The sequence below is a fragment of the Streptomyces sp. NBC_00102 genome (assembly GCF_026343115.1).
In the GTDB taxonomy this organism is placed as follows: Bacteria; Actinomycetota; Actinomycetes; order Streptomycetales; family Streptomycetaceae; genus Streptomyces.
Genome location: NZ_JAPEMC010000001.1, coordinates 2,022,871 through 2,049,241, shown reverse-complemented (window position 1 = coordinate 2,049,241; position 26,371 = coordinate 2,022,871). Strand labels below are relative to the sequence as shown.

General features: G+C 71.0%; 17 protein-coding genes. 7 read left to right on the top strand and 10 right to left on the bottom strand.

The features are described from left to right. Positions 1-185 precede the first annotated feature (185 nt). The 3 genes from OHA55_RS09020 to OHA55_RS09010 all read right to left on the bottom strand — a co-directional run bounded on the left by OHA55_RS09020 (position 186) and on the right by OHA55_RS09010 (position 5,786). Positions 186-2,060: a beta-propeller fold lactonase family protein gene (locus tag OHA55_RS09020; RefSeq protein ID WP_266704511.1), complete on the bottom strand. Its 1,875-nt coding sequence runs from the start codon at positions 2,058-2,060 to the stop codon at positions 186-188. Positions 2,061-2,864: 804 nt separating this feature from the next. Further along, entirely contained in the window at positions 2,865-4,424 is a 1,560-nt protein-coding gene (locus tag OHA55_RS09015; RefSeq protein ID WP_266704509.1) for an RICIN domain-containing protein, read from the bottom strand. A gap of 822 nt (positions 4,425-5,246) precedes the next feature. After that, the gene (locus tag OHA55_RS09010; protein WP_266704507.1) at positions 5,247-5,786 is read right to left on the bottom strand and encodes a GNAT family N-acetyltransferase; all 540 of its coding nucleotides are present in this window, start codon (positions 5,784-5,786) and stop codon (positions 5,247-5,249) included. Between the two features lie 164 nt (positions 5,787-5,950). On the opposite strand from OHA55_RS09010, the gene OHA55_RS09005 reads away from it, so the two are divergent. Both OHA55_RS09005 and OHA55_RS09000 read left to right on the top strand, forming a co-directional pair. After that, entirely contained in the window at positions 5,951-6,688 is a 738-nt protein-coding gene (locus OHA55_RS09005) for a hypothetical protein (protein WP_266704505.1), read from the top strand. 207 nt (positions 6,689-6,895) lie between these two features. Then, positions 6,896-8,032 carry a PP2C family protein-serine/threonine phosphatase gene (locus tag OHA55_RS09000; protein WP_266704503.1) on the top strand — a complete coding sequence of 379 codons (1,137 nt, stop codon included), beginning with the start codon at positions 6,896-6,898 and terminating at the stop codon, positions 8,030-8,032. A gap of 20 nt (positions 8,033-8,052) precedes the next feature. On the opposite strand, the gene OHA55_RS08995 is transcribed toward OHA55_RS09000, so the two are convergent. Then, on the bottom strand, positions 8,053-8,412 hold the full coding sequence (locus OHA55_RS08995; RefSeq protein WP_266704501.1) for a hypothetical protein: 360 nt from the start codon (positions 8,410-8,412) through the stop codon (positions 8,053-8,055). 474 nt (positions 8,413-8,886) lie between these two features. Here OHA55_RS08995 and OHA55_RS08990 point away from each other — a divergent pair, with 474 nt between their 5' ends. The 3 genes from OHA55_RS08990 to OHA55_RS08980 all read left to right on the top strand — a co-directional run bounded on the left by OHA55_RS08990 (position 8,887) and on the right by OHA55_RS08980 (position 15,247). Further along, the gene (locus OHA55_RS08990; protein ID WP_266704499.1) at positions 8,887-11,370 is read left to right on the top strand and encodes a hypothetical protein; all 2,484 of its coding nucleotides are present in this window, start codon (positions 8,887-8,889) and stop codon (positions 11,368-11,370) included. 110 nt (positions 11,371-11,480) lie between these two features. Further along, complete coding sequence (locus OHA55_RS08985) at positions 11,481-13,724, top strand: ATP-dependent RecD-like DNA helicase (RefSeq protein ID WP_266704497.1); 2,244 nt, start codon at positions 11,481-11,483, stop codon at positions 13,722-13,724. A gap of 224 nt (positions 13,725-13,948) precedes the next feature. Next, the gene (locus tag OHA55_RS08980) at positions 13,949-15,247 is read left to right on the top strand and encodes a citrate synthase (protein ID WP_266704495.1); all 1,299 of its coding nucleotides are present in this window, start codon (positions 13,949-13,951) and stop codon (positions 15,245-15,247) included. Positions 15,248-15,953: 706 nt separating this feature from the next. On the opposite strand, the gene OHA55_RS08975 is transcribed toward OHA55_RS08980, so the two are convergent. From OHA55_RS08975 to OHA55_RS08960, 4 genes are all read right to left on the bottom strand, one after another. After that, positions 15,954-18,257: a cation-translocating P-type ATPase gene (locus OHA55_RS08975; protein ID WP_266704493.1), complete on the bottom strand. Its 2,304-nt coding sequence runs from the start codon at positions 18,255-18,257 to the stop codon at positions 15,954-15,956. Positions 18,258-18,469: 212 nt separating this feature from the next. Beyond that, a complete protein-coding gene (locus OHA55_RS08970; RefSeq protein WP_266704491.1) occupies positions 18,470-18,772 on the bottom strand; it encodes a heavy-metal-associated domain-containing protein in 303 nt (100 codons plus the stop codon). Between the two features lie 179 nt (positions 18,773-18,951). Beyond that, on the bottom strand, positions 18,952-19,962 hold the full coding sequence (locus OHA55_RS08965) for a PrsW family intramembrane metalloprotease (protein WP_266704489.1): 1,011 nt from the start codon (positions 19,960-19,962) through the stop codon (positions 18,952-18,954). A 332-nt stretch (positions 19,963-20,294) separates the two neighbouring features. Then, positions 20,295-21,077, bottom strand: a complete 783-nt coding sequence (locus OHA55_RS08960; RefSeq protein WP_266704487.1) for a TetR/AcrR family transcriptional regulator — start codon at positions 21,075-21,077, stop codon at positions 20,295-20,297. A gap of 155 nt (positions 21,078-21,232) precedes the next feature. Here OHA55_RS08960 and OHA55_RS08955 point away from each other — a divergent pair, with 155 nt between their 5' ends. Together OHA55_RS08955 and OHA55_RS08950 are read left to right on the top strand one after the other, a co-directional pair. After that, positions 21,233-23,545, top strand: a complete 2,313-nt coding sequence (locus tag OHA55_RS08955; RefSeq protein WP_266704485.1) for an MMPL family transporter — start codon at positions 21,233-21,235, stop codon at positions 23,543-23,545. 191 nt (positions 23,546-23,736) lie between these two features. After that, positions 23,737-24,795: a zinc-dependent alcohol dehydrogenase family protein gene (locus OHA55_RS08950; protein ID WP_266704483.1), complete on the top strand. Its 1,059-nt coding sequence runs from the start codon at positions 23,737-23,739 to the stop codon at positions 24,793-24,795. A 150-nt stretch (positions 24,796-24,945) separates the two neighbouring features. Here the strand turns inward: OHA55_RS08950 and OHA55_RS08945 are convergent, their stop codons facing one another. Both OHA55_RS08945 and OHA55_RS08940 read right to left on the bottom strand, forming a co-directional pair. Next, entirely contained in the window at positions 24,946-25,155 is a 210-nt protein-coding gene (locus OHA55_RS08945) for a MarR family transcriptional regulator (protein ID WP_266704481.1), read from the bottom strand. Positions 25,156-25,493: 338 nt separating this feature from the next. Beyond that, entirely contained in the window at positions 25,494-26,360 is an 867-nt protein-coding gene (locus OHA55_RS08940; protein ID WP_266704479.1) for a TetR/AcrR family transcriptional regulator, read from the bottom strand. Between the last annotated feature and the right edge of the window lie 11 nt (positions 26,361-26,371).

Here is a 26,371-nt window from a genome sequence, read left to right as displayed (position 1 = left end):
GTTCGCAGCAGCTCACTTTGTCGTAACGCCTCGTAGTTGGCACGAATGAGGCAGCTTAGTTGGCATGCAGTGATCACCGAATGTGATCGGATGCTCGGAAGCTCGTGTTGGCGTAGTCCTGGCCCTGGAGCGGCTGGAGGGCGCCCGCGCGTGGAGGGCGCCCTCCAGCCTGGTGGGGGCAGGGGTCAGCAGCTGGTCAGGGTGTCGCCGGTGTCGGCGGTGCAGGTGTCGGTGCCGAGGCCGCCGTTGGCGGTGTCGCCGCCGGCTCCGTCAGCTACGTTGATGTTGTCGTTGCCGAGGGCGCCGCTCATGGTGTCGGTGCCGGAGGTGTCGACGAGGACGTCGTTGCCGTTCTGTCCGTCGAGGTCGTCGTTGCCCGGGCCGCCGTAGATGTGGTCGCTGCCGTTGTCGAACAGGTAGAGCAGCGAGCCGAGGAGCGTCTCGCCGTAGTTGGTGTCGTTCCCGGCCCCGGCGTAGAGGGTGTCTGCGCCGTTTCCGCCGCCCATGATGTCGTCGCCGGAGCCTCCGTAGAGGGTGTCGTCGCCGTTCCTTCCGTCGATCGTGTCGTTGCCGCCCAGTCCGCAGATCACGTCGTCGGCGTTCGTGCCGTTGAGGGTGTCGTTGCCGGGGGTGCCGGTGATGGTGCACCCGTTGGCGTTGTTGACGGTGGTGGATTCGGCGTCCGTGTTGTTCGCGGGTGTCGGGTCGTCCTGGTCGGCGCTGGTGGTGGTCGTGGCGGTGATGCTGCCGGTCGCGGCCGGTTCGACGGCGATCGTGACCGTCGCCGACGCTCCGTCGGCCAGTGACCCCAGGGTGCACGTGACGGTGGGGGTGGTGATCGTGCAGGAGCCCTGCGAGCTGGTTGCGGAGGTGATGGTGCGGGCCGCGCCGGAGAGCGTCGTCGTCGCGGTGGCGCCGGTGGCGTCGTCGGGCCCGTTGTTCGTCACGGTGGCGGTGTAGGTGTAGGTGCCGCCGAGGGCGGCGGGGTCGGCGGAGTCGGCGACGGCCACGGTCAGGTCCGCAGTGGGTGCCGCGGTGACGGCGGGGGCGAAGGTGACCGAGTACGGGAAGGACCCGAGGGGGAAGGACGCGGTGACCGCGTTGGTGGCGGTGTCGATGACCGACATGGTGCCGGCGTAGCCGTTGGGGACGTAGGCGAGGGTGCCGTCGGGGGTGACGGCGCTCTGGAACGGGCCGTTGCCGACGCCCACGGTCGCGGTGACGGTGTTGGTGGTGGTGTCGATCACCGACACCGAGGAGGAGGAGTTGTTGCTGGCGTAGGCGCGGCTGCCGTCCGGAGAGAGGGTGAGGCCGAAGGGGCCGATGCCGACCGGGATCGTGGTGGTGACGGTGTTGGTGGTGGTGTCGATGACGGACACGTTGTGCGAGTTCTGGTTGCCGACGTAGGCGCGGGAGCCGTCCGGGGTTACCGCGATGAAGTTGGGCTTCTGTCCGACGCCGATGGTCGCCACGGATGTCGCGGTGACGGTGTCGACCACCGACACGGTGTTGCCGCCGTTGTTGGACACGTAGGCGCGCGCACCGTCGGGGGTCAGCGCCACACCGAACGGCTGGCTGCCGACCGGGATGGTCGCGGTGACGGTGTTCGTGGCGGTGTCCACCACCGAGAGCGTGTTGGCGCCGCTGCCGGCGGTGTAGAGGCTGTCCCCGGAGGGGGAGACGGCTACCCCGATCGGGCCCGCGCCGACCGCGACGGTCGCGGAGACGGTGTTGGTCGCGGTGTCGATCACCGACACCGAGTCGGAGCTGTTGTTGGTGACGTACACGCTCGCCGCGTCCGGCGAGACCACCGCCCCGATCGGGCTGCCGCCGACCGGGATCGTGGCCGCGACCGTGTTGGTGGCGGTGTCCAGCACCGACACCTGGTTCGCCATCAGGTCGGTGACGTACGCGAGTGGGGCCGGCGCGAGCGCCTGCGCGGGCGGGGCCGCCAGGGCGACCAGTCCGCTCACCGCCAGAGCGCTCCCGGCGAGGGCAGCGGTCAGCTTACGTCTCCACGACGCCAGCGGACGACGGGGTCGGGCAGGTGCAGCTGTCACGGGGCTTTCCCTTCGAAGAACCCGCACCCGTCGGCGGCCCCGGTAGGGCCTGGAAGACCGGCAGCAGTGCGGCCACGCAAGCCCGCCCGCAGCGGTCTGCTGCAACGTCCGGGCCGGGCTTCGAACATCAGGCACCGCACCCCCGGGACGCTCCCGGGGAGAACGGCCTCACGCTGCGCACCACCGCGGCACGAATCGGGCCGCAACAGCCTTGCCCCGTCCTGGACTCGCCGGGTACCGGCGGCCCGGGGAGGGCAGGAGCATCATCCGGACTGCCTGGCCGGCGCCGACACCACAGAACGGCAACTGTCTGCATACAGACGAAAGCTGTCCGTAAGTGACTGGTTGGTGGCCCGGCAGAAGGAGGTCCCGTACGCGTCCTGCGGTACGGGCCGGACGCCGGAAAGCACTGCCGTCTCCCCGGGCCCCGGAATCCCGTCGCCTTCGGGTACACCGGAGGCGCCAACCGATCAATGCGCGGGGCGGACGCCGCCGCACAGCCCAGCCCCTGCACGAGGCCCGATGCGCGATCCAGTGGTCACCCCGACGGGCGGACGGTCCTCGGCGACGGGTGCGTCCGCTCGGAGATCCGCCCGCCTGCTACCGGTCGCCACAGGAACTCGACGCGCAAAGGTTGCGCGGCCACCCCGTTGCTCTGCCCGCCCGGCCGTGATCGCCCGACAGGACGATCACGGCCGGTCGCACGATCACCCTGGCCGGGCAAAGCCCTCTCGGGCACAAGTGACCGTCGGGGATGTGAAGCCTGCGCCTGTGGGCCGGGGGCAGGCCGGGGTGTGGCCGGGGTCAGGAGATGGAGAAAACCGACGCCCAGTTCTGGCTGGCCAAGCCGGCAGATGCGGTGTTGGCCGTGACCGCCTGCCCTGCAGTGGCGTTGCCGTCCAGGACGTAGCCGGTGGCCGGGTTGGTCAGGGTGTAGGTACCGACCGCGTTCTGCGTCACCGTCCAGCGCTGGTTGGCTGCGCCGAGACTGACGGCCTGGAGGGCTATCTGACCGCCGGCGGTGGTCGGCGCGGTCAGGTAGAGCGGGATCGCGCAGCTGTCGTAGATCCGCACGGTACCGTCGCCGTTGGCAACGAACTTCCAGCGCTGGGACGCCCGGGTGGTGTCCAGGGCAGCGAACTGGGCCACCCCGGAAACGGCAACACTGCAGCCCGTTCCTCGCTGGAGCGCGACGCCACCGCCGTTGCTGAGCGCGTGGTAGGCGTTGTCACCGACGACCGTGGGGCCGTAATTGATGGCGTGAGAGTCCACGGCGGTCAGCGCGGCGCCGGTGATGGACAACGGCGGTACGGCCGCCGGTCGGACGAACTTGAACCAGTTGGCGAAGGTCGAGGGCGTGTTCGCGGCCAGGGTGGCGATGCTGCGGTTCCAGCTGCCGTCCACCTGGTTCCACAACTGGAGCAGCGAGGAAGCCACGTTGCCCTGCACATGGTCGCCGGTCTGCCAGCCCGCGCTGTGGGTGAACGAGGTGGAGTCGCCGTTCGGGAACACATAGCGCTGGTCGCCCAGGAGATAGGCGGCCACCGCGTCGCCGAAGCCCTCGGTCCAGGCGCAGGTGGCGGACGACGCCAGCTGGATGTAGTGCGGGTTGCAGTTGATGACGGTGGGGAACGTGCTGTTGTAGAGCCGGTGCTGGAAGAAGTGTCCCGCCTCGTGCAGCACGGTGTGCTCGGAGTCCGGGTCGCCCTCGGCCAGGTAGATATTGTTGCCCAGGTCGTAGTACGGGCCGCTGTTGGACCCGGTCTGCCAGCGCAGCGTCAGCGTGGTGCAGGTCGCCGCGTTGTTCTCGGCGGTCGTCCAGCACGGAGTGGTCGAGTTGGCGCGTTGCGACCAGAGCAGGTTGATGGTGTCGAAGGCGTGCCAGGCCCGGTCCGAAACGGCCGGGTTGACCGCACCGAGGGCGACGTTCGCCGATACGTTCGTCAGCGTCGGCGTGTCGAGGGTGTAGACGGTTCCGCTGGTGTTGGTGACCCGCCACACCTGGTTGCTGAGGGTGGCGAACCGCACGAACACGTGGTTCAGAGAAGTGGTGTTGACGGGGGTGTAGCAGAGGTTGAACGAACCGTCGGCCGCACCGGTCAGCTGCGTGCCGGCGTTCAGCTTGTGGTCGGTCTCGGTCGCCAGCTCCCGACCCCACAGCTCGACCGAGGCGTTACGGGCGCCCCGGGTCAGCGTCGGCTTCGCGGTGCCCGCCTCGGCGGACTGGTAGTCGAACTGCAACGTGCCGCTCACGCAGATCGGGGACACGGCGGAAGCGGTGCCTGCCGACAGCGGCACCAGGGCGCCGGCGGCGAGCAACGCAGGTACCAACAGGCGAAGCAGCGCTTTGGGTCTGCCTAACATGGACGTCCTTCCCAAGGAGCGCCCAGGGCCGCCAACGGCAGACCTGGCGCGCGAAGAAGACCGGGTCGACCCCGGCCCGTGTACGCCGCCAGGTACGGGCGGTCTGTCTGAACCGGGGCCCATCGTCGGTTCCCTGCCACGCCGCCGCCAGGGCGCACAGAAGCACAGCCAGCAGTTATGAGGCTCGTGTGAATACCCGGCGGAGATTTTGCGTCCACTCGGAGGTCGTTTCGACCGGCCGTGCGCCCCTCAGCCGCCTAGCACGTCGTCCGGTTCCGCCGCTGACGTGCGAGTTTCCGGCAGTCCCTAGAGGCGAAGCCGGACCGGTGAGACGCTTGTCAGGTGCACGGAATCCTGTGCGCCCCAGGCCATACGAATCGAGATAGGCCCCCGGCGCGGACTTCCCGCACGCTGAATCCCCGCAGCTCCAGCCTCGCCTTCACCACTCTCTCCAACGTGATGTGGCTCAGGACTGCTGGACTGCTCGTCGCCCCGGCCTCCCCGCATACCGGCTCCTCGACAATCCGAGGGGCCTTGGCCTGGCCGTACATCACGCCGGCCTACTCTCACGGACCCAGCCACGATGGCGCCCAGCGAACCCTTCGCCGTGTATACCAGCACCGCCTTGGACGCTCCGCACGGTGACCGCGGGCTCATTTGCCAACGAGCACCCTGTTTTGCCGACTGCGTTGCGCCGTCACAGTCGGCCCACCGCCGCCCGCCGCAGACGGAGCTCCTGGCGAGTGCCCCGGTAGTCGGGGGCGCTGCGCCGGGTGACCTTGTCCCTCGGGAAGATCCATCCTCTCGGCCGAGCCGAGAGCGTCAGGCCCTCGCACCACGCGCGATTCGGTACAGCACGTTCGGACGCAGTGGCCCTTCGGGCGCGGTGGGGTCGTCGAAGTCGTCAGCCGGGTCGCGGGTCATGCCGATCCGGCGCATCACCGCTTGGGAACGGAGGTTGGTGGCAGTCGTCACCGCAAGGATCTCGGGGAGTTCAAGCGTTTCGAAGCCGAAGGCCAGGCCGGCCAGGGCGGCCTCGGTGGCGTAACCCTGGCCCCAGGCCGAGCGAGCGAGCCTCCAACCGATCTCCACCCCCGTGAACGGCATCCCGTCATCCACCGGGTCCAGGCCCGCGAAGCCGATGAACTCGCCCGTGGCCCGCAACTGAACCGCCCACCATCCGAAGCCGCGCTGGTCGAACTCGGCCTGGAACGCCGCCACGGAGGCATTGCTCTGCTCACGGGTGAGCAGGTCGCCCAAGTGCTCCCGGACCTCGGGATCAGCATTCATCGCCGCCCACGGTTCAAGGTCGGAGTCGTGCCATCGACGGAGCACGAGGCGATCGGTACGCAGTTCGGCCATGCTGCCCAGCCAATCTGAGCGCCATCCCCAAGGCAAGCCGTTTTCTTCGGGACTGCTACCGCCGCTGGGAGCGGGTTCTCGGACCAGTGCCAGCAGTTGCCGGCACTGTCGACGGGATGAAAATGGTGCAGCTGCTGCCGCGAACCTCTGTGTTATGAACAGGCATGGCATTGGCGATCGAGCGAACTGACGCGCGCACGTGGCCGGATGAGCAGCTGCAGGAGCTCTTCAGTGAGGGCTTCCCGGAGTTCATCACCGCCGACCGGCTGGTGAAGGAGTACATAGGAAGGGTCGGTGCGTGGTTCGCCGGCCTGGACCTCACGCTGGTGGATGAGGACGAGACGCCGGTCGCATCAGGCTGGGGTGTGCCAATCCACTGGGACGGTCTGACCGAGATGCTGCCCACCGGGTATACCCAAGCGCTTGTCCGTGCGGTCGAAGGGCACGAGCAGGGAACCGAAGCCAACACCCTGGTCATCTGCGGAGCCGTCGTCACCCCGTCACTCAAGGGGCGCGGGCTTGCCGGAGAGACCCTCAAAGCCTTGCGCCGAGCTGCCGAGGACGCCGGCTTGGCCCAGGTCATCGCACCGGTCCGCCCCACGATGAAGGCCCAGTATCCGTTGACACCCATGGAGACCTTCATGAGGTGGAGCCGCGAGGACGGGATGGCCCTCGACCCGTGGATACGGACCCATCAGCGTCTTGGTGCCAAGATTCTTGCGGCGGCTCCCGCTTCGCAGACCATGACGGGCACGGTCACCGAGTGGGAACAGTGGACAGGGATGGCTTTTCCGGAGTCGGGCGACTACGTGATTCCCGGAGGACTGAGTCTCCTTCGGGTCGACCGATCCGCCGATCACGGCGTATACCGAGAGCCCAACGTCTGGATGCGGCACAGCTGAACAGGGCAGCACGCGTGCGGGCAAGGTATCTGGGTGGTGGCCCGGAACCTCGGTGAGGCATCGGGCCACTGGGGAGTCGGTGCCGGTTTTGACGAGGGTGCCGCTGAAGTCGAGGAAAGGCCCTGGCAGCCCGCCCCTCCAGAAGGCACCCGGCGTCCCCGCCCGTGTCCGCGTGCGTGCAGGTGGGGGGCGGTGTAGAGAGGAGTCATGTCACAGCGCCGCGAAGGACCTCGTCGGGAGGTGCGAGGCCGGGCGGTGCGAGGGGGCCGGGGCCGGTTCCTCATCGCCGTCCCGGTCCTGTGGATCGCCGCGGTGTCGGTGGTCGACATCCTCTCGCCGTCCGACATCCACCTCGGACCTTTGCTCGTCGCGGCCCCCGCGGTCACCGCTTCGTTCGCCGGGCCCCGGACGGTGGGGCTGATCGCCGCGCTGGCGGTGGTCGTGCAGACGGTCATCGGGCTGGTGCGCGATCCCGGCGAGCTGCTCTCGGCCAACCACGAGGCCCAGGCCATCTCCCTGTTGCTGGTCGGTGTGATGCTCGTGATCTTCTGCGTACTGAGGGAGCGCCGGGCGAAGGAACTGGCGCAGGTGCGGTACGTCTCCGAGACCGCACAGCGGGTGGTCCTGCCCCCGCTGCCCAGGGCGCTGGGCCCCCTGCGCGTCGCCTGCCTCTATCTGGCGGCGGAGGCGGAGGCCCAGATCGGTGGGGACCTGTACGCGGCGGCGCGCACCGACTCCGGGACCCGGCTGATCGTGGGGGACGTGCGCGGCAAGGGGATGACGGCGGTGAACGACGCGGCGCTGCTGCTCGGGGCGTTCCGCGTCGCGGCCCACCGCCGGGCGAGCCTGGGCGAGCTGGTGAGCTACCTCGACCGCAGCGTGTGCTGGGACCTGATGGAGCCGGGCGAGAGCAGCCGCTACGGAGAAACCTTCATCACCGCCACCGTTCTGGACATCCCCGACGAGGGCGGCCGGGTCGAGATGGTCGCCTGCGGGCACCCCCCGCCGGTCGTCCTGCGCGACGGCCGGCCGACGACGATGGGCGTCCTCCACCCCGCGCCCCCGCTCGGCCTGGGCGAGCTGGCGCATCCGAGGTACCACGTCGACAGCTTCGCGTTCGAGCCGGGAAGCCTCCTGCTGCTGTACACCGACGGGGTCACCGAAGCACGCGACGCCACCGGCGTCTTCTACCCGCTCGCCGAGCGCATCACCGGCTGGGCCGAGAAAGACGCCGACGCCTTTCTCGGCCGCTTCCGGGAGGACCTGATGGAGTGGGTCGGAGGGCACCTGGACGACGACGCCGTCATGATCGTCCTGGAGCGCCCCGAGGCGCCTGGGGCCTGACCCGGATCACTCCTGCCGGATCACTCGCAGCGCCCGCACAGGTACCCGTGCCGTACGGCGGTCGGGGCATCGGCCACCCCGGGCACGGGAGCCCACCGGCCGCGGTGCGCCCGGTGCCGCGGCGGACCGTACGGCGACTGCCAGGCGGGGCGACCGGTGTGGTCGCGGCCCGTGGCGTGGCGCCGTGCGCGCCGGCTCCGCAGGGGGTCCGCCGGCCGACGGAGGGCGGCAAAGGCGGTCAGGCCGGTGAGGGTAGTGAGGGCGGTGACGCCGAGCGGCGGACACAGCACCTCGGAGCGCGGTACGGGTGGCCGCTCCCGGGTGGTGGGCCGGGTGACCGGCAGGTGGGCGGTGGGCGCGAGGGCCCGGTTCTCGGACATGGAGGAACACCGATTTCCGTGGGAAGACCGCAGCGAAAAGGAGCGCGGCGCACCGGGGCGACGCGCGAGGGTTCAGCGCCAGGGGTGTCTCACTTGGTGTACAACGGCGTGTCCTTGAAAGGGCGTTGGCGAGTGGGGTGAGGCGGGAGCACGGTAACGGCGTGCGGGCCGACGGCTCCACCGATTTTCGGGCGGTGGAGCCGCCTGCGGCGGATCGGGGCAGTGGGTGCCCGGCGGCCGTCCCCGGAAGAGTCCCCGGAAGAGGCCCCGGCGCGGCTCCCGGGAGCCGAGTCCCCTCACCCCCACCGCAGTTCGTGTAAATCGCACGTAAACATGCCTGGTTGATCATCGAGAAACAAAAACGACACTCAAGTGATCAAAAGCGGTGGTGATCTTCGTGTGTGCCGGCGGTGAGCCGGAGCAGGCGCCCTCCCTCCCAGGGCGGCGCCGACCATGCACGAGAGGAACCGTCGCATGTCCATACCCCGTCCCGGGCGCCGTTCCGAGCGCCCCGGCCCGCGTCGGACGGCGGGCCCGGTGCAGGCCACCGTCGCCGCCCTCGCCCTCGCGTTGACCCTTCCGGCGACCGGTACCGCCTTCGCCGCCCCGGCCTCCCCGGAGCCGCAGCCGGCCTCCACCACCGCCACCGGGTCGGCCGCCGACCGCAGTTGGTCGGTCACGCACTCCGCCGACGGCTACCACGTCACCCTGAAGCTCGACGACCCGCTGCCCGTCCGCGACGCGCTCCCCGAGATCGCCGTCGACGGCGCCTCCCTCGGATACGCCCGGCAGACCACCGACGGACACACCCTCTCCCTGGTCACCAGCGACCTGCGCGCCGCCCACCCGGACGACGTCCGGGTCGCCTGGAACGGCGCCACCGACACGATCACCGAGTCCCGGCACGCCCCCCGGGGCACCGGCCGCCACGGCAAGCCCACCGCCACCGCCGCCTCGCTCACCGAGGCCGCCACCGCGAAGGGCCGCTACCACGTGGCCCGCGCCGACTACGACTTCGGCGACACCGCCGTCACCCTCGGCGGCCTGAGCGACCGCAGCGCCGAACTCCGCGCCGCCGTCTGGGTACCGACCGACGCCAAGGGCGAACGCCCCGTCGTGCTCTTCCTGCACGGCCGCCACTCCGCCTGCTGGAACGCCGACACCTCCAAGACCAACAACGCCGCCTGGCCCTGCCCCGAGGGCTACCGGCCCATCCCCAGCTACCTCGGCTACAACGCCACCGCCGAGACCCTCGCCTCCCAGGGGTACGCGGTCGTCTCGGTCAGCGCGGACGGCATCAACGCCCAGGACGCCTCCTTCACCGACGACGCCGGAACCCTCGCCCGGGGACAGCTCGTCCTCGACCACCTCGACCTGCTCGCCCGCGCCGACAAGGGCACCGCACCCGGCATGAGCCGCCTGCTGAAGGGCCGTCTGGACCTCTCCAGCGTCGGCCTCATGGGCCACTCGCGCGGCGGCGAGGGCGTCGTCAAGGCCGCCCTGCTCAACGCGGGCCGCGCCCACCCGTACGGCATCGACGCCGTACTCCCGCTCGCCCCCATCGACTTCGGCCGCGAGACCCTGCCCGACGTGCCGATGGCCGTCGTCCTGCCGTACTGCGACGGAGACGTCTCCAACCAGCAGGGACAGCACTTCTACGACGACAGCCGCTACACCGGCGCCGACGACGACGTGCTCCGCTCCTCGCTGATGGTGATGGGCGCCGACCACAACTTCTTCAACACCGAGTGGACCCCCGGCGTCGCCGTCGCCCCCGCGAGCGACGACTGGTCCGCCTCCACCGACGCCGTGTGCGGCGGCGCCTCGCCCACCACGACCCGGCTGACCGCCGCCGAGCAGTCCGAAGCCGGTACGGCCATCATGTCCGGCTTCTTCCAGCTCACCCTGGGCGGCCAGGACCGCTTCCTGCCCCTCTTCGACGGCAGCCTCGGCAAGTCGACCACCGTCGGCGAAGCCACCGTGTACAGCGAGGCCCAGGCCCCCGGCCGCAGCCGCTCCGACATCGCCCCGCTGACCGGCCCGGCGTCCCACGTCACCGTCACCGGCGGCGGTACGGGTACCTACTGCGCGGGCTTCACCGGCCGCCCCACCATCAGCGCCCTCGGCGCCTGCACCAGCTCCACCGGCACCTCCCGCTTCCCGTCCTGGACCCCCGCCAACTACGCGGGCAACGTCGAAGCCACCCCGCTCCTCCACCTCACCTGGCCGGACAGCACCGGCGCCCCCGCCGAGGCGGTGGTCGAGGTACCCAAGGGCTCCCGTGACGTGCGGCGCTACGACAGCCTCGCCTTCCGCGCCGCCGTCGACGAGAACGGACCCGACACCGACCTGACCGTCCGGCTCACCGACGGACGCGGCCGCACCGCCGCCGTGGCCCTCTCCTCGCTCAGCGACGCGCTGAAGGCCTACCCGTCCTCCGGCACCAGCACCCTGCTGCCCAAGACCTGGCTCCAGACGGTGAACTGGCCGCTGGCGAAGGTGCGCGGCATCGACCTCTCGGACGTCCGCCGCATCACCCTGACCGCCCCGGCCACCGCCGGCGGGGTCTACCTCTCCGACGTGGCCTTCCAGTCCGTCCGGGCGGGCAGCGGCGGCCCGAGCGAGCTGCCGCAGGTCTCCGTGGCCGGAACCTCCACCACCGAGAACGCCGGTACCGCCCCCGTCACGGTCACCCTCTCCCGCTCCTCCCGCACCCCGGTGACCGTCAACCTCCAGACCGTGGCCGGCACCGGCACCCAACTCACCACCTCCGCCCGGAAGATCACCTTCCCGGCCCGCACCACCTCGGTGACGGTCCCGCTGCCCGTCACCGACGACACCGCCGTCCAGCCCGCAGCCGACACGGTCTACAAGATCTACGTGTCGGTGCCCGTCGGAGCGGTGATCGGGCAGGACTACGCCCGGGTCACCGTCCACGACGACGAGTCCACCGCCTGACCCGCCCCTGAAGCGGACGACAGCGGCCCGGCCGGGACACCTCCCGGCCGGGCCGCCGTCGCGACTCCTCCCCGTACAGCGGTGTCGGCGCCACCCGATACCGTCGATCCATGCCCAACGCGCCCACCCCGCCCCCCAACCTGGCAGTCCTCGAAGGGGTCCTGGAGCGGATCACCTACGCCAACGAGGAGAACGGCTACACCGTCGCCCGAGTCGACACCGGGCGCGGCGGCGATCTGCTCACCGTGGTGGGCTCGCTGCTCGGCGCGCAGCCGGGGGAGTCGCTCCGGATGGAGGGCCGCTGGGCCTCCCACCAGCAGTACGGCAAGCAATTCGTCGTCGAGAACTACACGACCGTGCTCCCCGCCACCATCCAGGGCATCCGCCGCTACCTCGGCTCCGGGCTGATCAAGGGCATCGGCCCGGTCATGGCCGACCGGATCACCACCCACTTCGGCACCGACACCCTCGACATCATCGAGAACGAGCCCAAGCGCCTCGTGGAGGTGCCCGGGCTCGGTCCGAAGCGCACCAAGAAGATCGCCGACGCCTGGGAGGAGCAGAAGGCGATCAAGGAGGTCATGATCTTCCTCCAGTCGGTCGGCGTCTCGACCTCGATCGCGGTGCGGATCTACAAGAAGTACGAGGACGCCTCGATCTCCGTCGTGAAGAACCAGCCCTACCGGCTGGCCGCCGACGTCTGGGGCATCGGCTTCCTGACCGCCGACCGGATCGCGCAGGCGGTCGGCATCCCGCACGACAGCCCGGAGCGGGTGCGGGCCGGACTCCAGTACGCCCTCTCCCAGTCCTCCGACCAGGGCCACTGCTACCTCCCCGAGGAACGGCTGATCGCGGACGGGGTGAAGCTGCTCCAGGTCGACACCGGCCTGGTCATCGAGTGCCTCGCCGAACTCGCCGCCGATCCGGAGGGCGTCGTACGGGAGAAGGTGCCGTCCCCGGAGGGCGGGGAGCCCGTGACGGCGGTGTACCTGGTGCCCTTCCACCGGGCGGAGCTCTCCCTCGCCGGGCAGGTCCGCCGGCTGCTGCGGACCCCCGAGGACCGGATGCCCGCTTTCCAGGACGTCGACTGGGAGAAGGCGCTGGAGTGGCTGGCCCGCCGGACCGGCGCCACCCTCGCCCCCGAACAGGAGGCGGCGGTACGGCTCGCGCTGAGCCGGAAGGTGGCCGTGCTGACCGGCGGACCGGGGTGCGGGAAGTCGTTCACCGTACGGTCCGTGGTGGAGCTGGCCCGCGCGAAGAAGGCGAAGGTGGTGCTGGCGGCCCCCACCGGGCGCGCGGCGAAGCGGCTCTCCGAGCTGACCGGCGCCGAAGCGTCCACCGTGCACCGGCTCCTCGAACTGAAGCCGGGCGGGGACGCCGCCTACGACAAGGACCGGCCGCTCGACGCCGATCTGGTCGTCGTGGACGAGGCGTCCATGCTCGATCTGCTGCTCGCCAACAAGCTGGTGAAGGCGGTGGCACCCGGTGCCCACCTCCTCCTCGTCGGCGACGTGGACCAGCTCCCCTCGGTCGGCGCGGGCGAGGTGCTGCGGGACCTGCTCGCCGAGGGCGGACCCGTCCCGGCCGTCCGGCTGACCCGGATCTTCCGCCAGGCCCAGCAGTCCGGAGTCGTCACCAACGCCCACCGGATCAACTCCGGACAGCCCCCGCTGACCCAGGGACTGGACGACTTCTTCCTCTTCGTGGAGGACGAGACGGAGGACGCCGGGGTGCTCGCCGTGGACGTCGCGGCCCGCCGCATCCCGAAGAAGTTCGGCCTCGACCCGCGCCGCGACATCCAGGTGCTCACCCCGATGCACCGGGGCCCGGCCGGCGCCGGGCACCTCAACGGCCTGCTCCAGCAGGTCATCACGCCGGGCCGCCCCGAGCTGCCGGAGAAGCGGTTCGGCGGCCGGGTCTTCCGGGTCGGCGACAAGGTCACGCAGATCCGGAACAACTACGAGAAGGGCGAGAACGGCGTGTTCAACGGCACCGTCGGCGTCGTGACCTCGCTCGACACCGACGAGCAGCGGCTGACGGTACGCACCGACGAGGACGAGGAGATCGGCTACGACTTCGACGAGCTGGACGAGCTTGCCCACGCCTACGCGATGACGATCCACCGCTCCCAGGGCAGCGAGTACCCGGCCGTCGTCGTCCCCGTCACCACCAGCGCCTGGATGATGCTCCAGCGCAACCTCCTCTACACCGCCGTGACCCGGGCCAAGCGGCTCGTCGTCCTGGTCGGCTCCCGCAAGGCCATCGGGCAGGCCGTCCGCACGGTTTCCGCCGGGAGGCGCTGTACGGCGCTGGATTTCCGGCTCAGGGGAGGGGCAGGGGGAGACTCACCGTAAAAAATGATCGATCAAATCGGTGGGAAACATCACCCAGGCCTTCCGGAACCACGGGGGAGGGGGCAGGATGACTAAGTTGACGGCACTCAGTGCCGCCATTAGGTCCAATGGACGACCCCGAGTGCACTCTCCTGAGCCAAATGGGGGAGGGTGGAGACAGTCAGGGCACAGGGCACCTAGTCAGGGCACCTCGAAGAAGAGGCACTACGTCGGTGAGGGATGACGTGAGCGAGCACACCAACAACGCTGTAGTACTGCGGTACGGCGATGACGAGTACACCTACCCGGTGATCGACAGCACCGTCGGCGACAAGGGCTTCGACATCGGGAAGCTGCGGGCCAACACCGGCCTCGTGACGCTGGACAGCGGCTACGGCAACACCGCCGCCTATAAATCCGGCATCACCTACCTCGACGGTGAGCAGGGCATCCTCCGCTACCGCGGGTACCCGATCGAGCAGCTCGCCGAGAGCTCGACCTTCCTCGAGGTCGCGTACACGCTGATCAACGGTGAGCTTCCGAAGGTCGACGAGCTGTCGACCTTCAAGAACGAGATCACCCAGCACACGCTGCTGCACGAGGACGTCAAGCGGTTCTTCGACGGCTTCCCGCGCGACGCCCACCCGATGGCCATGCTGTCCTCGGTCGTCAGCGCGCTGTCCACCTTCTACCAGGACAGCCACAACCCGTTCGACGAGGAGCAGCGTCACCTCTCGACGATCCGCCTGCTGGCGAAGCTCCCGACCATCGCGGCGTACGCGTACAAGAAGTCGATCGGTCACCCGTTCGTCTACCCGCGCAACGACCTCGGCTACGTCGAGAACTTCCTGCGCATGACCTTCTCGGTCCCCGCCCAGGAGTACGAGCTGGACCCGGTCGTCGTCTCGGCGCTGGACAAGCTGCTCATCCTGCACGCGGACCACGAGCAGAACTGTTCGACCTCCACCGTGCGTCTGGTCGGCTCCTCGCAGGCGAACATGTTCGCCTCGATCTCCGCCGGTATCTCCGCGCTCTGGGGCCCGCTGCACGGCGGCGCCAACCAGTCCGTGCTGGAGATGCTGGAAGGCATCCAGGCCAACGGCGGCGACGTCGACTCCTTCATCCGCAAGGTGAAGAACAAGGAGGACGGCGTCCGCCTGATGGGCTTCGGCCACCGGGTGTACAAGTCCTTCGACCCGCGCGCCAAGATCATCAAGTCCGCCGCGCACGACGTCCTGTCCGCCCTCGGCAAGTCCGACGAGCTGCTCGACATCGCGCTCAAGCTGGAGGAGCACGCGCTCTCCGACGAGTACTTCGTCTCGCGCAACCTCTACCCCAACGTGGACTTCTACACCGGTCTGATCTACCGGGCCATGGGCTTCCCGACCGAGATGTTCACCGTGCTCTTCGCGCTCGGCCGCCTCCCCGGCTGGATCGCCCAGTGGCACGAGATGATCAAGGAGCCGGGATCCCGCATCGGCCGCCCGCGCCAGATCTACACGGGTGAGGTCCTCCGCGACTTCGTCCCGGTCGAGGGCCGCTGACGCACCCCGGCAGGCCCTCTCCGGGCCGCCGGACGGACCGGTACGGCGCGACGACCGCATGAGCCGCGTGGCGCCGTACCTGTAGGGCGCTTGTCGTACGCGCCTCACCGGCGTCACCCGTAGGGCCCGTAGTACCCGCTGTCCCGCAGTGCCCGCAGCAGAAGAAGTACCCGTACCGCCCGGCCTCTTCGGCCGACTGCCTTCGCCCCGCGTACCGCGCCCTCATGGAGCGCGGTGTCCGGGGCGATTCGGCGTTCCGGGGGCGGAACGGTGTGCGCGTGGGGGCCGGCCGTTCTCCGCGGCGGCCGTGCGGTCCGTCCCGCGGCTGCCCGGCGCCCTGCGAGGCCGTCCCGCGGCTGCCCGGCGACCTGCGCGGAAAAGCAGGAAGCGCCCCGCCGTCGATCCCCCCACGGGTCGACGAACAGGGCGCTTCCCATGTCCCGGAGCGGATTCCCCCCACGGGATCCGGCCGGGCGTCTTCAGGGAGTGTGCACTCCCCTGTCTTGCTGCGGTCCGCCGGGGTACGTACGGGAGGGCCGCTCAAAGCTCCCCGATGCACGTGCCCCGGCCAACGCTTGCCATGAAGCGTCCCCCAAGACACTTCATCGGACGTCCCCCAAGACATCCTTGGCATCGCACTCTAAGACTCACGAACCCATGGAATGGTTACCCTCAAATCGATGTGATCTAAATCTCTTTGTGGACATTACGTGAAGGAGCGCAGGCGCAGGCTGTTCGTGACGACGAACACGGACGAGAACGCCATGGCGGCTCCCGCGATCATCGGGTTGAGCAGGCCGAACGCAGCAAGAGGCAGGGCCGCCACGTTGTACCCGAAGGCCCATACGAGGTTGCCTCTGATGGTGGACAGCGTACGCCGCGAGAGCCGGATCGCGGCCCCCGTCACCTTGAGATCTCCACGTACCAATGTGAGATCGCTCGCCTCGATCGCCGCATCGGTCCCCGTGCCCATCGCCAGCCCCAGGTCCGCGGTGGCGAGAGCGGCGGCGTCGTTGACCCCGTCACCGACCATCGCGACCGACCGGCCCTCCGCCTGGAGACGCCGGACGACCTCCACCTTCTCCTGCGGAAGCACCTCCGCGTAGACCTCGTCGATACCCACCGCGCGCGCCACCGACTCCGCCACGGCCCGGTTGTCGCCGGTCAGCAGCACCGGACGCAGACCCAGCCGGCGCAGCTCGGCGACCGCCTCGGCACTGCTCTCCTTCACCGTGTCCGCGACCTCCAGGACCGCGCGGGCCTCCCCGTCCCAGCCGGCCACCACGGCCGTGCTGCCGGTGGCCCCGCCGAGTGCCGCCTCCAGCTCCGGCGGCAGGGCGATCCCGGCCTCCGCCAGCAGCGCCGGGCGGCCGACCAGGACCGTGTGCCCGTCCACCGTGCCGCGCACCCCGAGCCCGGCCGTGCTGGCGAATCCGCTGACGGCCGGCAGTGTCCCCAGGCGTTCGGTCGCCGCCGCGGCCACCGCGCGGGCGACCGGGTGTTCGGAGGCGTGTTCCAGCGCCCCGGCCAGCCGCAGCGCCTCGTCCTCGTCCGTGCCGGGCGCGGTGTGCACGGCCCGGAGCGCCATCCGGCCGGTGGTGACCGTGCCGGTCTTGTCGAGCACGATCGTGTCGATGCGGCGGGTCGTCTCCAGGACCTCGGGGCCCTTGATGAGGATGCCGAGCTGCGCGCCACGCCCCGTACCGACCATGAGGGCGGTCGGGGTGGCGAGGCCGAGGGCGCACGGGCACGCGATGATCAGCACCGCGACCGCGGCCGTGAACGCGGCCGTCACGTCGCTCGTCACCAGCAGCCAGGTCACCAGCGTGGCCACCGCGATCAGCAGCACGACCGGGACGAAGACCGCCGACACCCGGTCCGCGAGGCGCTGCACCTCGGCCTTGCCGTTCTGGGCTTCCTCCACCAGCCGGGCCATCCGCGCCAGCTGGGTGTCGGCCCCGACCCGGGTCGCCTCCACCACGAGCCGGCCCGAGACGTTCACGGTGGCCCCGGTGACCGCGGCCCCCGGACCCACGTCGACCGGTACGGACTCGCCGGTGAGCATCGAGGCGTCGACGGCGGACTCGCCCTCGGACACCGTGCCGTCCGTGGCGATCTTCTCGCCCGGACGCACCACGAAGCGGTCGCCCACGGCGAGCCGGGCGACCGGGACGCGTACCTCCGTACCGTCGCTCCGCAGCACGGCCACGTCCCGGGCCCCGAGGTGCATCAGTGCCCGCAGCGCGGAACCCGCCTTCCGCTTGGACCGGGCCTCCAGATAGCGGCCGAGCAGGATGAAGCTCACCACCCCGGCCGCGACCTCCAGGTAGAGGGCGGAGGAGGCGTCGGCGCGGGAGGCCACCAGGTCGAAACCGTGCCGCATGCCCGGCATCCCGGCATCGCCGAAGAAGAGCGCCCACAGTGACCAGCCGAAGGCCGCCAAGGTGCCGACCGAGACCAGCGTGTCCATGGTCGCGGCGCCGTGCCAGAGGTTGGTCCAGGCGGCGCGGTGGAAAGGCAGCCCGCCCCAGACGACCACCGGAGCGGCGAGGGTCAGCGAGAGCCACTGCCAGTTGTCGAACTGGAGGGCCGGGGCCATCGCGAGCAGGACCACCGGCACGGAGAGCAGTACCGAGACGGTCAGGCGCTGCCGGAGAGCGGCGAGCGGCCCGTCGTCGCCGGTGTCGGTGCCGGGTGCGTCGGTCCGCGCCGGGGACGCCTCGCCGGCTATCGCGGCCGCCTCTGGTTCCGGCTCGGGCGGCGGTGGGGGCGGGGCGGCGGTGTAGCCGGTCCGCTCGACGGTGGCGACGAGATCCGCGAGCTCCGTGCCCGGACCGAAGGAGACGTGGGCCTTCTCGGTGGCGTAGTTGACCGTGGCGGTCACGCCGTCCATCCGGTTCAGCTTCTTCTCGACACGCGCCGCGCACGAGGCACAGGTCATGCCGCCGATCATCAGCTCGGTCTCGGAGACCTCCGCGGCCGGAACCTCGACTGTGGTGATGCTGGCCATGTCCGAACTCCTGGGAGAAACGCTTCGGGCCGTACCCCACCAGTATCTGCCGGCGCTATCCGGCCCGAAGGGTGACGGTTGGGGCATTCACGGGCGAACCCGCCGGCCGCCGTCCTGTCCTGCGGCGGTGGCCCGGGGTCCCTCGCGGTGCCGGGCCCTCCCCGCCGTGCGAAACGGGGTGGCGGGCCCGGTGTCCTTCTGCGCGCCGGGCGTCAGGCCTTGCCGGCGTACTCGTAGCCCGCCTCGTCGACGGCGGCACGCACGGCGTCCTCGGCGAGCGGCGCACGGGAGGAGACGGTCACCCGGCCGGTCGCGGCGACCGCCTTCACCTCGGTCACTCCGTCGATGGCGGAGATCTCCTCGGTGACGGCGCCCTCGCAGTGGCCGCAGGTCATGCCCTTCACCTCGTACACCGCGGTGACCGAGTCGATCCGCACCTCGGCGGGTGCGCCGTGATCGGCCCCGGAAGAGCAGCAGGAGCGGGTGGCCTGGGAGGTCCCGGTCTCGGCGGTCATGGTCGTTCTCCTCTGATCGGATGCCGAAGAGGGCGTGGTCCGCGGCACCGGCCGGAGGCCAAAACCGCAACAAATCGGCACATTGAGCGTTGTATAGGGGGCTCGGTTCTGTCCGGTTCGCGCCCGGACGGGCGCGAAGCCCCGGTGCTTCACTCTCCAGACTATACCCCTAGGGGGTATCAGGGCGAGTGCCTCGCTCCGCCCGTCGAGGCCGCCCGCGCCCGCTCGCGGCGGGACCGCAGCACCAGGGTCCGGAGCCACCACACCCCCACCAGGGTGGTCGCCACCGTGCCACCCACCGAGAACAGGGTGAAGAGGTGTTGCTGCTGGTCGGTGGCGTCCTCCAGGTACCCCTGGGCCGACATCGCATCCAGCGGCCGGTCGTCGGTGACCCGGGCGACCAGCCAGACCGCGATGCCCCGCATCGAGTCCCACAGGGCGTGCAGGACGACGACCCCGAGGAAGGTGCCGACGACCGCCGGCGGGAAACGGAACCGGCCACCCGGCTCCCGGTGGACCAGCAGGACCCCGCCGACGATCGCCGTCCACAGGCCGTGCCCGAAGGGGGAGAGCACCCCACGCAGCACCTCGGTCTCCAGCAGCGCCCGCAGATCGATGCCGTGCAGGGTGACCGCCGCGTTGAAGGCGTACCCGGCGCTCTCGAACGCCGCGAAACCGAACCCGACCGTGGCGCCCAGCACCAGGCCGGCCCTCCGGCCGCGGACGGCGTGGTGGCGACGGAGGACGAACATCAGGGCGCCCGCCTTCACCGCCTCCTCGATCAGGCCGACGCCGAGGTAGAGCCAGACGGAGGTCCGGTGCAGCAGGTAGTACTCGAGGACCGAGGCGCCCAGCACCCCCAGGATTCCGCCGGTCAGGAACGAGCCGAGGATCAGGGCCGGCCCGAGGTCCTCGCCGTGCCGCTCGTAAGCCCAGAGCACGAAGACGGCCGGCACGAGAAAGCTGCCGAGCATGATCAGCGTCGGCAGCAGGGTGGAGTTCTGGGTGAGGTACGTGGCCCCTGCGGCGAGCGCCCACGAGGCGGTCCCGCCCCAGAGGACCCGCCGCCACAGACCGGGGCGCGGTCGGGGCGGGCCGGGTGGTGGGGAGTGCGGGCCTGGTGGCGCGCCGGGTGGTGGGCCCGGCGGTGGGTGGTGCGGGGGCGGGGGGTCGGACCAGGACCAGTTCACGCCGGCTCCAGGTGGAGGGGCCTCCCGCCTCCCGGGAGGGGGCGGGAGGGGCGATCGGGTGAGAACGGATGGAGCGGGTGTGGATCGGGCGAAGCCGGGACGGATCGGGTGGGATCACCAAACCCTATGGTCTGCGTCCAGGTCGGGGCGTAAAGGGCGTGTCGTGGGCGCGTGGCTGTCGTTGGTGGGACATGTCGTCGCACCGTTTGGGATGTTCCGAGGCATATGCCGCTGGGTGGTGTGCCGGTGATGTCGCGTGCCGTGCCGTGTGGGGTGCCGCTCGCCGTGTCGTGCGTGGTGCCGCTCTCCGTGCCGTCCGTGGTGCCGCGCGGTCAGGCGGATTCCGAGGCGGGACGGAGCTGGTTCGCCTCGTCGAGCAGGGGGTTGAGGTAGCGGAACATCACCGTCTTCAGCTCGCGGGCGTACGCCTCCCGCTCGGCGCCCTCGTGCGTCATGATCAGGTCGAGTCCCGCCTTGAACAGCTGGAAGGTCATGATCCCGACGCGCTGTATCTGCGCCTCGGGAAGCTCCGGCAGGTAACCCGCCAGGAGGGTTTCGACGCGGGTGAGCATCGCGTCGTGCACGAGGTCGTGCTTCTCCGTGATGCGGCCGGGCACCTCCCCGCCGGACATGAGGACGCAGAACGCAGGGTTCTCGGTGTTGAAGGCGATCAGCGGATCGAGCACCGTGTCGAGCATGCGGTCCAGCGCGAGTTCGGTGTGGCTCGAAGTGATGGCCTCGCCGTACGTCTCCTGCCAGCGGTGCAGGAGGCGGTCGCCGAGCTCCACCGCGATCGCCTCCTTGTTGGGGAAGAACTGGTAGAGCGTGCCGGGCGAGACGCCTGCCTCGCGGGCGATGGCGTTGGTGCTGGCCGCGGTGTACCCCTGCGTGCGGAACACGTCGGCGGCGGCCGCGAGCAGCTGGGTGATCCGGGCCTCGCCGCGTGCCTGGCGGCGGCGAGGAGGCGGGGTGCTCCCGGAGCCCGCGTCCGGGTCCTGGCCGGTGGCGGGTGCCGGGTCCGGGGCGGGGTGCGCCGGGGGGCGGCGCGCGCCTCCCGGTGTCGTCGACTCCTCGGTCGCCGCGGTGGTGGCCCGCTCGGCTCCGGTTCCAGACATGGCTCGTCCCCAGCCCTCGGAAGAGTGATTGACAAACACGAGCGACTGCTCGCATTCTTGAGAAACGCGAGCGAGTACTCGTGTTTGCCAGTCTACGTGGCAATGGCCGGTCCGTGCCGCCCCGAGCGGTGCGTACCTGGTGGAGGGGACACCGCATGATGCCCGTGGACAAGGGCCCGCAGCGGCTGGGTGGCTGGACCCGTCTCGTGACGGCGCGGCCCAGGCTCGCCCTGCTCGCCGCGCTCGTGCTCGCCGCGCTCGCGGTGTTCGCCGGGAGCGGCGTCGGCGACCGGATGGCCAGCGGCGGCTGGGAGGACCCGGACGCCGAATCGACCTGGACGACCCGCGCCCTGGAGCGGGAGTTCCCCTCCTCCCAGTCCAACGTCCTGCTGCTGATCGAGAGCGGTTCCGCCTCGGTCGACGATCCGGCGGTGGCCGCGGAAGCCTCCCGCCTCACCGACCGCCTCGCCGCCGAGGACGGGGTCACCGGCGTCGGCTCGTACTGGCAGAACTCGTCCCCCGCCCTGCGCGCCAGGGACGGGCACGAAGCGCTGATCGCCGCGCACATCGCCGGCGAGGAGAAGGGCGCGGGAGAGACGCTCGACCGGATTGCCCCCCTCTTCGAAGGGGAGCACGGTCCGGTGAAGGTCTCCGTCGGCGGACCGATCGCCGTACGGCACGCGATGCAGTCGCTCATCCAGGAAGACCTGCTGAGGGCGGAGCTGTTCGCCCTGCCGGTCACCCTCGTCCTGCTGGTGATGGTCTTCGGCAGCGCGGTGGCGGCCCTGCTGCCCCTCGGAGTGGGCATCGTGGCGATCCTGGGGACCAACGCCGTGCTGCGCGGCATCACCGAGCTGACCGACGTCTCCGTCTTCGCCCAGAACCTCACCACTGCTCTCGGCCTCGGACTCGCCGTCGACTACGCCCTGTTCATCGTGCGCCGGTTCCGCGAGGAGATGGCCGAAGGCGCGGACCCGCGCACCGCGGTCGCCACCACACTCCGTACCGCAGGGCGTACCGTGCTCTTCTCCGCGCTCACGGTCGGGGTCTCGCTCTCGGCGATGCTCGTCTTCCCCCAGTACTTCCTGCGCTCCTTCGCCTACGCGGGAATCGCCGTGGTGTTCCTGGCGGCAGGGGCCGCCCTCATCCTGCTGCCGGCCGCGCTGATGCTGCTCGGCTCCCGGGTCAACGCCCTGGATCTGCGGCGCGCGTGGGTCCTTGGGCGAGGCGCCCGGGCGGCAGGGAGCGGTGAGGGCGGCCGGGGCTGGGCCCGACTCGCCGCCCTGGTGATGCGCCGCGCCCCCGTCTTCGCCGCGGCCACCGCGGCCGCGCTCCTTCTGCTCGGACTGCCCTTCCTGGGCGTGAAGTTCGGTACCGCCGACGACCGTCAGCTGCCCGCGAGCTCGCCCTCCCGCGTGGTGCAGGACCACATCCGCGAGGGCTTCCCCGGCTCCCCGGGCGGCGGCCTCACCCTGCTCGCCCGCGGGCAGGCGACCACCGCCCAGTACACCGCGCTCCGCGAGCGGATCGCCGCCACGGAAGGAGTGGCACGGGTCGACGGGCCGGTGACCGCGGGCGACTCGGCGGCCTACAGCGTGGTGCCCGAGGGCGAGGCGGTCGGACCGGGGGCCCAGCGGCTCGTCCACGACCTCCGCGCACTGGACGCGCCCGTCAAGACCTCGGTGACCGGGACGGCCGCCGTACTCGTCGACTCGAAGGACGCCATCGCCGAACGGCTCCCCTGGGCCGTCGGCGTCATCGTCGTGGTGACCCTGCTCCTGGTCTTCCTGCTCACCGGAAGCGCCCTCATCCCCGTCCAGGCCGTGGTGCTCAACGCCCTCTCCCTGACCGCGATGTTCGGCGCGGTCGTCTGGGTCTTCCAGGACGGCCACCTCTCCGGCCCGCTCTCCTTCACCAGTACCGGTGACATCGAGACCACCCTGCCGGTACTGATGTTCTGCGTCGCCTTCGGACTCTCCATGGACTACGGCGTCTTCCTGCTCTCCCGCATCAAGGAGGAGCACGACCGGACCGGCGACCACGAGGGCTCCATCGCCTTCGGGTTGCGCCACACCGGCGGTCTCATCTCCGCCGCCGCCGTGATCCTGGCGGTGGTGATGGTCGCCATAGGGACCTCGCGGGTCACCAACACGAAGATGCTCGGACTCGGCATCGCGCTGGCCGTACTGATGGACGCCATGGTGGTGCGCAGCCTCCTGGTGCCCGCGGTCATGAAGGTGATGGGCCGGGCCACTTGGTGGGCGCCTGCCCCGCTGCGCGCCTTCCACCGGAGGTTCGGTCTCAGCGAGGGAGCGGCTGTCGCCCCGTCCGTACACGCCCCGTCCGTACACGCCCCGTCAGGGCGGGCCGGAGGGGCCGCCGCGTCCGTACCGGGCCAGGGGGCGGGCGGTGGGGTTCTGCCCGACTCCGACCCGGGCAGGACCACCTCGGTCTCCAGCGGCGGTTGACGCCGGGGCCCCGGCGTCAACCGCGCCGCCGGGACGGTGCGACCGCCGGGACGGTGCGACCGCCGGGACGGTGCGACCGGCGGACGGTGAGGCCGGAGGGGCGGCGCGGACGGTGAGGCCGGAGGGGCGTGACCGCGTGGCGCACCGTACCGTCCGATCCGGACGTGAGACGTGAGGGAAGGGTGGGACACATGCGGGCAGTGATGTTCGAGGAGTTCGGGCAGGAAGCGCGGGTGCGCGAGGTGCCCGATCCGGCCCCCGCCCCGCTGGGGGTGGTGGTCCGGGTCGAGGCGACCGGGCTGTGCCGGAGCGACTGGCACGGCTGGATGGGGCACGACGACGGCATCACCCTCCCGCACGTTCCGGGTCACGAACTCGCCGGGACGATCGAGGCGGTCGGTGCCGGGGTGTCCAACTGGCGTCCCGGCGACCGGGTCACCGTTCCGTTCATCTGCGCCTGTGGGCGGTGTGAAGCCTGTGCCGCGGGGGCCCAGCAGGTGTGCGAGCGGCAGACCCAGCCCGGCTTCACCCACTGGGGCTCGTTCGCCGAGTACGTCGCCCTGGAGAACGCCGACGTCAACCTGGTGGCCGTGCCCGAGGAGCTGACCTTCGCCACCGCGGCCGGTCTGGGGTGCCGGTTCGCCACGGCGTTCCGTGCGGTCGTCGGCCAGGGCCGCGTCGCGCCGGGGGAGTGGGTCGCGGTGTACGGCTGCGGTGGCGTCGGCCTCTCCGCCGTGATGATCGCGGTGGCCGCCGGGGCCCGGGTGGTGGCCGTGGACGTCTCGGCCGCCGCCCTCGGCCTGGCGAAGTCGTTCGGTGCCGCCGCCTGCGTGGACGCCTCGGCCTACCCGGAGGGCACCGACACCCTCGTACGTGAACTCACGGGCGGTGGCGCACACCTCTCGCTCGACGCCCTCGGGTCTCCGGCGACCTGCGCCGCGTCCGTGCGGAGCCTGCGCCGGCGGGGACGCCACGTACAGGTCGGGCTGCTGCCCCCGGCGGCCGGGGACCCGGTCGTTCCGATGGCTCGCGTGATCGCCCTGGAGCTGGAGATCCTCGGCAGCCACGGAATGGCGGCCCACGACTACCCGCCGATGATGGACATGATCCGGGCGGGAAGCCTGCGCCCCGACCTTCTGGTCACCTCCGCCATCGGCCTGGCCGAAGCCCCCGCGGCCCTCGCCGCGATGGGCACGGCCCCGGGAGCGGGGGTGACGATCATCGAGCCGGGGCGTACGCGCAACGGGTAGCCGTACGCGACCGGGTGCGCCCGCCCGTGGCTGCGCCGTGTCCGTCCCCGTGCGCCCGTAACCGCGCCCGTAAACCCGCGCCCCGTACCCGTGCCGTACCTGCGCCCGCACCTGTGCCTGCGTCTGCCCCGCCGTCCGGAACCGGTTCGCTCAGCTTGCGAGCGTGCGGGGGCCGTTGCGGTTGCCGGGGCGGCGGGCGACCCAGTGGCGGACGGTGTCCGGGTACCAGTAGGGCCGGCCGTCCTCCACCTGGTCGGGGTCGGGGAGGAAGCCGTGCTTGCGGTACGAGCGCACGGTGTCCGGCAGGACCCGGATGTGTGCGGCGATGTCCTTGTAGGACCAGAGTGTGCTGTCCGTCATCGAGTGTCGCCTTTCTGCGCGTTGCCGCACCGCGACGGGGGGTGAGAGCCCGAGGGGGCCGCCGCGGTGCACCGGCTGACGATCAGTCAGTGGCGATCTGTCGAACGATCGGGAACGCCGAATCCGGGGAGTTGTCGCGCATCTGTGACGCACGTCGTACACAACCGGTACATGTATGACGAAGCCGGGCGCTCGTGGCTCGTGGCTCGAAGTCCTGCGTCCGCTCGGTGTCAGCGGCCCGGCGGACCCTTGTCGCTTCCCTGGTGCCGTGCCGTGCCGTGCCGCCCCGCCGATTCGCCCGGCCGGGGTGGCGCGTCGGCCGCGCGCCCCGCGGCCGGTCAGGGGCCGGGCAGTTCCACGGCGTGGACGAAGGCCTCCGCGAAGGCTTCGCACATCTCCTCGACGGAGGGGAGCTTGAGGTCGGGGACGAGTTCCAGGGCCGGCCGGAGCAGGAGGTGCATGAGCAAGGGGTTCGACATCTGGTGGATCAGCGCGATGAGCGGCAGGTCGCGGACACGCCCCGCCGCGACTTCGGCGGACAGCCACTCGCCGATGCTCGCGTAGAGGCGCGGAACCATGTGGCTCGCGAGGGCCTGGGTCGCTTCGTCTCCCGGGCGGGCCAGTACCTCGGCGAGGATCGCGGGGAGGACCCGGGGTTCGAGCGCGACGACCTCGGCGAGGTGCGCGTAGACCCTGCGGACCGTGCTCCGCAGGTCCCCGGGGTGGGTGGCCAGGATCGTCTCGATGTTCACGAACGGGCCGTACCGCTCGAAGATGGCCTGGGTCATGCCGTCCCGGCTGCCGAACACGGCGTAGAGGCTGTGGACCGAGCACTCGGCCGCCGCGGCGACGCGTTCGAGGGAGAGCGCGGCCAGCCCGTCGCTGCTGATGAGCGCGGCTCCCGCTTCGACGGCGCGTTCCCGTACCGGCTTCTGGCCGCCGGGGTCGACCCCGGCGGCCCGTACCGCTTCGTCGAGGGCGTGCCGCACGCCTCCGAGGCGGCGCAGCAGGGTGCTGCGGGAGACGCCCGCCTCCTGCGCGATGGCCTGCATCGGTACGTCGGCGACGGCCGCCCCGCGCTTCCGTGCCGCCCGGAGGGCCGCCTCCACCAGGTCGGACGGGACCGCGGACGCGGCTGCGGACGGCGCGTCGGACGACAAGGTGGACGGCGCTGTGGGCGACGGCCCGAATTCTTCGTTTGACACACGCATCAATG

What these genes read in the sequence shown, in the direction of transcription:
- OHA55_RS09015 (WP_266704509.1), bottom strand. Translation starts at nt 4,424, where the DNA reads ATGTTAGGCAGACCCAAAGCGCTGCTTCGCCTGTTGGTACCTGCGTTG.
- OHA55_RS08960 (WP_266704487.1), bottom strand. Translation starts at nt 21,077, where the DNA reads ATGTCTGGAACCGGAGCCGAGCGGGCCACCACCGCGGCGACCGAGGAG.
- OHA55_RS09010 (WP_266704507.1), bottom strand. Translation starts at nt 5,786, where the DNA reads ATGGCCGAACTGCGTACCGATCGCCTCGTGCTCCGTCGATGGCACGAC.
- OHA55_RS08985 (WP_266704497.1), top strand. Translation starts at nt 11,481, where the DNA reads ATGCCCAACGCGCCCACCCCGCCCCCCAACCTGGCAGTCCTCGAAGGG.
- OHA55_RS08990 (WP_266704499.1), top strand. Translation starts at nt 8,887, where the DNA reads ATGTCCATACCCCGTCCCGGGCGCCGTTCCGAGCGCCCCGGCCCGCGT.
- OHA55_RS08975 (WP_266704493.1), bottom strand. Translation starts at nt 18,257, where the DNA reads ATGGCCAGCATCACCACAGTCGAGGTTCCGGCCGCGGAGGTCTCCGAG.
- OHA55_RS09000 (WP_266704503.1), top strand. Translation starts at nt 6,896, where the DNA reads ATGTCACAGCGCCGCGAAGGACCTCGTCGGGAGGTGCGAGGCCGGGCG.
- OHA55_RS08950 (WP_266704483.1), top strand. Translation starts at nt 23,737, where the DNA reads ATGCGGGCAGTGATGTTCGAGGAGTTCGGGCAGGAAGCGCGGGTGCGC.
- OHA55_RS08970 (WP_266704491.1), bottom strand. Translation starts at nt 18,772, where the DNA reads ATGACCGCCGAGACCGGGACCTCCCAGGCCACCCGCTCCTGCTGCTCT.
- OHA55_RS08955 (WP_266704485.1), top strand. Translation starts at nt 21,233, where the DNA reads ATGATGCCCGTGGACAAGGGCCCGCAGCGGCTGGGTGGCTGGACCCGT.
- OHA55_RS08945 (WP_266704481.1), bottom strand. Translation starts at nt 25,155, where the DNA reads ATGACGGACAGCACACTCTGGTCCTACAAGGACATCGCCGCACACATC.
- OHA55_RS08995 (WP_266704501.1), bottom strand. Translation starts at nt 8,412, where the DNA reads ATGTCCGAGAACCGGGCCCTCGCGCCCACCGCCCACCTGCCGGTCACC.
- OHA55_RS09005 (WP_266704505.1), top strand. Translation starts at nt 5,951, where the DNA reads ATGGCATTGGCGATCGAGCGAACTGACGCGCGCACGTGGCCGGATGAG.